Genomic DNA, 632 nt, shown 5'->3' on the forward strand with positions numbered 1-632 from the left:
TCCTTGAGCTCGGCCTTGGACGCGACCGGCCAAAGGGTCTGCAGCTGGGAGCCGAAGTGAACACGCAAGTCCATCGCCGTCGGCAGCTTCTCCAGCACTGTGGCGAGAGGCGTCCGGGCTCCCATCGGCACTTGGGCGGGCACCGCGGCTTTGGTGTCGCCGGCCAGGAAGGTCGGCGCACCGAAGTGGTCCGGCAGCGCGGCCAGGAACGTCTGGTTGGTCAGCCCCTTGGCGCCCTGCTGGATCTCATAGGTCAACAGGCATGTCGTCTCCGGCGTGGCAACGTTATTACAGCCGATGGTCGCGAGCGCCCAGCCCCCGATCTGCAACGGCACCGCATCGGTAAACCAGCGATACCACGCCGCCATCGCGGTGCCCACCGGCGCGACCGGCATTGCCGCTCGCTGGGCCAGGTCCTCGGCATAGCGTTCCGCGGGCGTCTTCTGCGGTGGCGGCGGGTGCAGGCGGCGCTGATAGGCGTCGTACTCCGCCTTGCCGTACTTCCAGCCGACAGCACCCACCAGTGCAAGGGTCGCGAGCAAAAGCAACCGCTTGCGCTGGGAAGATGCACCGGGCTTCTTCAGCAGTGCTCCCGCGCCGGCTTGCGCGGCCAACGCTTCCAGCGCAAAAGG

The 632-nt window shown here is 67.6% G+C and carries 1 pseudogene; it reads right to left on the minus strand.

Features of this window, described 5'->3' with window-relative positions:
- Positions 1-632: pseudogene (locus ACYP5B_RS43605) on the minus strand (ATPase); the annotation flags it as partial.

The organism is Cupriavidus sp. 8B, assembly GCF_054589115.1.